At 41.9% G+C, this 6,400-nt stretch carries 5 protein-coding genes; 4 read left to right on the top strand and 1 reads right to left on the bottom strand.

Annotated features, from left to right (window positions below; all coding sequences use genetic code 11):
* Positions 1 to 215 precede the first annotated feature (215 nt).
* Positions 216 to 698 carry a chemotaxis protein CheW gene (locus TY49_RS21530; protein WP_041967961.1) on the top strand — a complete coding sequence of 161 codons (483 nt, stop codon included), beginning with the start codon at positions 216 to 218 and terminating at the stop codon, positions 696 to 698.
* 58 nt (positions 699 to 756) lie between these two features.
* Here TY49_RS21530 and TY49_RS21525 read toward each other — a convergent pair whose 3' ends face one another.
* Positions 757 to 2,469 (bottom strand): methyl-accepting chemotaxis protein, encoded by a 1,713-nt coding sequence (locus tag TY49_RS21525; protein WP_041967960.1) that lies wholly within the window; start codon positions 2,467 to 2,469, stop codon positions 757 to 759.
* 191 nt (positions 2,470 to 2,660) lie between these two features.
* Here TY49_RS21525 and TY49_RS21520 point away from each other — a divergent pair, with 191 nt between their 5' ends.
* The 3 genes from TY49_RS21520 (at position 2,661) to TY49_RS21510 (ending at position 6,368) form a co-directional block, all read left to right on the top strand.
* Positions 2,661 to 3,953, top strand: coding sequence for a DNA polymerase IV (locus TY49_RS21520; RefSeq protein WP_041967965.1), 1,293 nt, complete (start codon positions 2,661 to 2,663; stop codon positions 3,951 to 3,953).
* Between the two features lie 132 nt (positions 3,954 to 4,085).
* Positions 4,086 to 5,495, top strand: a complete 1,410-nt coding sequence (gene gnd, locus TY49_RS21515; protein WP_041967959.1) for an NADP-dependent phosphogluconate dehydrogenase — start codon at positions 4,086 to 4,088, stop codon at positions 5,493 to 5,495.
* 129 nt (positions 5,496 to 5,624) lie between these two features.
* Positions 5,625 to 6,368 (top strand): alpha/beta hydrolase, encoded by a 744-nt coding sequence (locus tag TY49_RS21510; protein ID WP_041967958.1) that lies wholly within the window; start codon positions 5,625 to 5,627, stop codon positions 6,366 to 6,368.
* The last annotated feature ends 32 nt before the right edge of the window (positions 6,369 to 6,400 follow it).

The raw sequence follows: 6,400 nt of genomic DNA, 5'->3' as shown, positions 1-6,400 counted from the left end.
TCCAATAAACAAGGTTTAATGGACATTTTGGAAGAAACATGAAATCAAAATGTCAATTAAAACATGCTCATGAATCAAAAATCCTAAAGGTGACCTTTTTGAATCCGATATAATACTTAGAATGTCCTTCATATCAATTACATCATTCATCAGTGAACCAATTAATCTACATAAATAGAGTGATAGAAAGAAATTTATAAAGGATGTGGACTCACATGGCTGAGAGCAATAAGACTGTAGTTTTTCAAGCGGGGAATGAAGAATATGCATTTCCGATTCTTTATGTAGTTTCCATTGAAAAAATGGAAGGGATGACAACGATCCCGCATATGCCTGATTATGTAACAGGCATAACGAAGGTAAGGGGAGAGTTGATTCCGGTCATTGACCTGGAAAAGGTGCTGTACAACCGGGATATTCAAGTTGAAGAAAAAACCAGGCTGATTGTAATAGAGACGGCGGAACTTTCAATCGGAGCCCTTGTAAGGGATGCGAAGGAAATTCTTGAAATTCCTGCGGAGAACCTCAAGCAGCCGGGCCTAATCGCTTATCAAAAGACAAGCTTCATAACAGGTGTAGCGAATTTTGATAAACGAATGATTATGTTGATCGACCCTCAGAGATTGATCCAAACACTTGAAGGTATCAAAGAAATAAAGGAGTATATGCAAAATCAAAAGCAAGAGTTACATAACTAGAGACGTTCGTCGGTAAAATAATAAACAAGCTGACCTCATGAGGTCAGCTTGTCTTCGTCTAGAGCTTAAAACTGGAGAATGACTTTCTCAGGTCTTCGGCCATGCTTGATAGTTTGCTGGATGATTCCAAAAGCTCCTGCATCGTTGCATTCTGTTCTTCTGTTGTCGCTGCTACCTGCTCAAGGAATAGCGCGGATCTTGAGGATGCGGTTATCACTTCATTGGCAGACTGTGCCATGGATTCCATCTTTTCATTAGCATTGAAGACTGCATCGCTTACCGTGTTGCCATTTGAGCTTACTTCCTCTATTGATTGAGCAATCTCCGCGAAAATTGTGGCTACTTTCTCCACAAGTTCATTGCCTTTTAGTACGGTTGCCTGGCTTTCATCCATGACGCTTACAGCCTGGTTTGTTTCTTTGCCAGTCTGCTCAAGGATGGTGCGGATACTGTCTGCTGCACCAGCTGACTGTTCAGCGAGTTTGCGAACCTCCTGGGCGACGACTCCAAACCCTTTTCCGTGCTCACCGGCCCTGGCTGCTTCAATTGCTGCATTCAAAGCGAGTAAGTTAGTTTGATTTGAAATATCGGTAATGATTTCAATAATTCTATGGATTTCCTGAGAATTGTTTTTCAGAGAATGAATCACATTCGCTAACTCGGACACTTTTCCATTGATCTGATCCATCTGTTCAGTAACGTTAACCGCATACTGTTTGCCTTCCTCGATTTTATTCTTTGTACTAGAGGTTGTATACAGCGTCTCTTTTAATGAACCGGTTACTTCAATTAATTGGGAAGAGACATTTTCAACCGCTTTATTTGTTCTTTCAGAAATTTTCACTTGTTCGTCAGATGAAGATGCCACCTGCATGATGGATGTTGTTATTTCATTGTTGGCTTCAGTCGTAGCTTCAGCATTGAGTTTTAAATTTCTCGACATTTCATTTACCTGGTTAGAAGACGCAATAATACTTGAAATGGATGCCTTCAAGTTTCCTGATAATTGGTTCATTGCCAAAATGATTTGGCCGACTTCATCCTTGCTCTTGGCTTCCAATGCTTGCACATTTAATTCACCGGCAGCGAGTTTTTTGCAGTATGCAACTACATTTTTAAGACTCTTGCTGATGTTGCGGGAAACAAAGTACATGGCAACAGATGAAATAATGAATGCAATTATTATAAGGATAAAAGTGTTACGGATCATCGAAGCTATTGAAGAGTGGGTTTCCTTCATGATTTTGGTTCTATCATCAAGGATCGTTATCCTGATAGCATTTAACTTTTCGATGTTCATATCACGAATTGTTTCTGCTTTGTTCGTCAAACTGATTTGGGTATAAATATCAACCTGTTCAAAGTTCTGCTGGAATTCTGAGACTGTCATTAAGATGTCTTCTTCCCAAACTTTATCCATATGCTGATCGATCTTGATTATTGCAGTAAGTAAAGTTTTTGCTTCTTCAGATTTCACATATTCTTGCAGCTTTTTCGATGAAGCACTAAATTGCTCTGTCTCTTTTTCATACGCTGTAAGAAGTTCAGGCTTTGGTTCTGTTATGTAGTCCGTTATAATTATATATTTCTGGCGGAAAGCAGCCCCCATTTCACTAATCATGATTGCATAATCACTTTTTTCCTCAGCAAGATTAATTGCGCCTTGGAGATTAGTTAAGACCGTTGATAAATAAATAAAGCTGGCCAGAAAAATGACCATAATAAATGCGAAAACGCTTGCATACTTTCTTCCAATAGACCAATGTTGCATACTATACTCCTCCGTCTTTACTTTGTCCTTATAATTATTTATCGGTTTTTTATACGCAATCTTAAAGGTTTTATCAAATCTTCACAAAAAGTTCATAAGTGCTGCTTTTTCATGTTAATCATTCTTCTTGCAAGTGTTGAAGCCCCTTTTTTGTTAAACTAAGAGGGAACGTATATTTGGGAAGTGGGATCATGAAAGAAATGTATCCAAAAAAGGGCAGAGTCATTTTGCATGTAGATATGAACAGCTTCTATGCCTCAGTAGAAATGGCTTACGATTCAGATTTGAAAGGCAAGCCACTGGCGATTGCCGGCAATCCAGAAGAAAGACGCGGAATCATTGTCACTTGCAGCTATGAAGCGAGAAAATTCGGCGTCCGGACAACCATGCCTTTATGGGAAGCCAAAAAGCTTTGCCCGGAGTTAATCATAAAAAAACCGAATTTTGACAGATACCGTACCGCATCTGCTGCCATGTTCGATATTTTGCGGCAGTACACAGAGGTTGTCGAACCCGTTTCAATAGATGAAGGATATATGGATATAACGGAGTGCTCCGATCTCGGAGCGCCTCTGGAGATTGCTGAAAGCATCCAGAAAAGAATCCTTGAGCAGCTTGACTTGCCGTGCAGCATAGGTGTTGCGCCTAATAAATTCCTGGCGAAAACGGCATCGGACATGAAAAAGCCAATGGGGATTACCGTATTAAGAAAGCGCGACATCCCTAAGGCCCTCTGGCCGCTTGAGGTTGGGGAAATGCATGGAGTAGGAACAAAAACAGCGGACAAACTAAAAAGTATTGGAATCGATACAATCGGCGGATTGGCGGCAGCAAATGAAATCCAGCTTAAAGGTCTGCTAGGCATCAATGGATTAAAATTGAAAGAAAGAGCTAATGGCCAGGACAAGCGCCAAGTGGATCCGGATTCTGTGTACGATTTTAAAAGCATCGGCAATTCGACTACACTGCCACGTGATATTTCGAATCAGCATGAGCTCCTGAAAGTTCTTGATAGACTGTCGGAGCAAGTAGCTGCCAGGATGAAGAGGAAGGAAGCGGTCGCCACAACCATTAGTGTAATGATCCGATTCAAGGACAGGAAGACAATCACCCGAAGCCAGAAACTGCAGAATCCTGTATCAAAGCAGGACGAAATAGCCGCGGCAGCCAAAACGCTTTTTCTGAAGCACTGGAATGGAGACCCTATCCGCCTGCTAGGGATTACGGGCACCGACTTGCTTGAAGCGGACAAAGCAGTCAAGCAGCTCGACCTATTCTCTTATGAGCAGGATGCGAAAAAGGAACCACTAATCAATACGATGAGCCAGTTACGTGAGAAATACGGCAAAAATATCATTGAGAGTGCTGGCTCACAGGTGAAAAAGCCTACGACTAAGGAGAATACTGGGGCAGGGACGAGTTTTAATAAGGATTTCCTCCAGAACCGCAGAAGAAGTAATGAAAGTGAGAGAAAAGATTTTTAATGGAGGTTTATCAACTTCAGCTTAAGTCAAAATAAAGAGGAACAAACCAGATTGTTTGCAACCTCATATGTACCTTGTTAAATTAATGTGTATGATTTTAAAAAACAGTTTCATAAAGGAGGAAGCAGAACTATGTCAAAACAGCAAATCGGTGTCATTGGTCTCGCTGTCATGGGGAAAAACCTGGCGATGAATATCGAAAGCAGGGGTTATTCTGTATCTGTATATAATCGATCGAGGGAAAAGACGGATGAAATGCTTGAGGAAACGAAAGGCAAGAATATCGTCGGAACTTTTACGATTGAGGAGTTTGTTCAATCGCTTGAAAAACCACGAAAGATCCTTTTGATGGTCAAAGCTGGCGCAGCGACGGACGCGACAATCGAGCAATTGAAGCCTCATCTGGAAAAGGGGGATATCATCATTGACGGTGGTAATACATATTTTGCTGATACTCAGCGCCGGAACAAGGAATTGAGCGAGCTTGGGCTTCACTTCATCGGTACCGGTGTATCAGGCGGGGAGGAAGGAGCACTTCACGGGCCTTCTATCATGCCTGGCGGACAAAAAGAAGCATATGACCTGGTTGCGCCGATTTTTCAGGATATATCTGCAAAAGTTAATGGTGAAGCATGCACGACGTACATTGGTCCGGATGGAGCAGGCCATTATGTGAAAATGGTCCACAACGGAATCGAATACGGCGACATGCAGCTGATTTCTGAATCCTATTTCATGTTGAAGCATGTTCTTGGATTAAGAGCTGACGAGCTGCACGAAGTTTTTGCACAATGGAATAAAGGTGAGCTTGACAGCTATTTGATCGAAATAACGGCTGATATTTTTACAAAGAAAGATGATGAGACAGGCAAGCCACTTGTTGACATGATTCTTGATACTGCTGGCCAAAAGGGTACTGGAAAATGGACAAGCCAGAGTGCGCTTGATCTTGGAGTGCCGCTGCCAATCATCACAGAATCTGTTTTTGCCCGCTTTATCTCTGCAATGAAGCAAGAGCGAGTGGAAGCTAGTAAAGTACTCTCTGGACCAGAATCAAAGCCATTCAATGGTGACCGTGAGGCATTCATTGAATCAATCCGCAAGGCTCTTTACTTGAGCAAAATTTGTTCTTACGCACAGGGTTTCGCGCAAATGAGAGCGGCGTCCGAAGAGTATGGATGGGATTTGAGTTATGGCGATATCGCGATGATCTTCCGTGGAGGCTGCATTATCAGAGCGCAGTTCCTGCAAAAAATCAAGGAAGCATATGACCGCGATCCGAACCTGAAAAACCTGCTGCTCGATCCATATTTCAAGGAAATAGCAGATAGCTACCAGCAGTCGTTACGTGAAATTATCTCAGCCGCCGTCATGAACGGAATTCCTGTGCCAAGCTTCTCTGCTGCACTTTCATACTTTGACAGCTATAGAACAGAAACATTGCCGGCAAACCTGATTCAGGCCCAGCGCGACTATTTCGGTGCCCATACTTATCAGCGCATTGATAAAGAAGGAATCTTCCACACAGAATGGATGGAATAAGAAAGCAACACAGCGAATTCAACGTTCGCTGTGTTTTTTCATTTTAAAAGTTTATTCACGCAGGGAGGGTTTTCGAAAGGCCCAGTCGAAACCTTTTAATGTGGTATTTAAGATTGGAGGGAAATGAGTATGGCAGAAAGTTATCCAGTTCTTGAAGGCGCCGAACCGTTTTATTTTGAGGGGAATTCTGTAGGTATATTAGTATCCCATGGTTTTACTGGTTCTACACAGAGTATACGGCCCCTGGGTGAGGCATATGCTGCTGAGGGTTATACCGTTTGCGGACCTCGATTGAAAGGTCATGGTACACATCATGAAGACATGGAACAAACAACATATCATGATTGGCTTGCATCGATAGAAGAAGGGTTTCAATGGTTAAAAGAGCGTTGTGATAAGATTTTTGTGACTGGCCTTTCAATGGGCGGAACGCTGACCTTGTATATGGCTGAAAAATATCAGGAGATCAGAGGAATTGTCCTGATTAATGCGGCTATTGAAATACCAGCAATGGAGCCAGTTCTCCAGCTAGAAGGAACAAGATTCCTTGATGCTATCGGTTCTGACATCAAGAAGCCGGGAGTAACGGAGCTTGCATACGAAAAAACCCCGGTTCAATCCATTAAAGAAATATTGCCATTTATGAAAACTGTAAAAGAGAATCTTTCGAAGGTTATTTGTCCAGCTTTAATTTTTGTTTCAGACGAAGACCATGTTGTCCCGCCTGATAATTCACGAACCATTTACAATCTAATCAGCTCAGAAACAAAAGAGATTTATCATATGAAAGAAAGCTACCACGTGGCTACCCTGGACAACGACCAGCAAATGATCATTGATAAAACGCTTGAGTTCATTAAAAAACAACTTTAATATATGTGAATGTCTAACAGCTTGTGGAGAAG

Source organism: Mesobacillus selenatarsenatis SF-1, assembly GCF_000813125.1.
Classification (GTDB): domain Bacteria; phylum Bacillota; class Bacilli; order Bacillales; family Cytobacillaceae; genus Mesobacillus; species Mesobacillus selenatarsenatis.
This window is presented reverse-complemented; position numbering and strand designations above follow the sequence as displayed.

Bases quoted from the DNA above. Each gene is read 5' to 3' on its own strand.
- TY49_RS21520 (WP_041967965.1), top strand. From the start codon at position 2,661: ATGAAAGAAATGTATCCAAAAAAGGGCAGAGTCATTTTGCATGTAGAT.
- TY49_RS21510 (WP_041967958.1), top strand. From the start codon at position 5,625: ATGGCAGAAAGTTATCCAGTTCTTGAAGGCGCCGAACCGTTTTATTTT.
- TY49_RS21530 (WP_041967961.1), top strand. From the start codon at position 216: ATGGCTGAGAGCAATAAGACTGTAGTTTTTCAAGCGGGGAATGAAGAA.
- TY49_RS21525 (WP_041967960.1), bottom strand. From the start codon at position 2,469: ATGCAACATTGGTCTATTGGAAGAAAGTATGCAAGCGTTTTCGCATTT.
- gnd (WP_041967959.1), top strand. From the start codon at position 4,086: ATGTCAAAACAGCAAATCGGTGTCATTGGTCTCGCTGTCATGGGGAAA.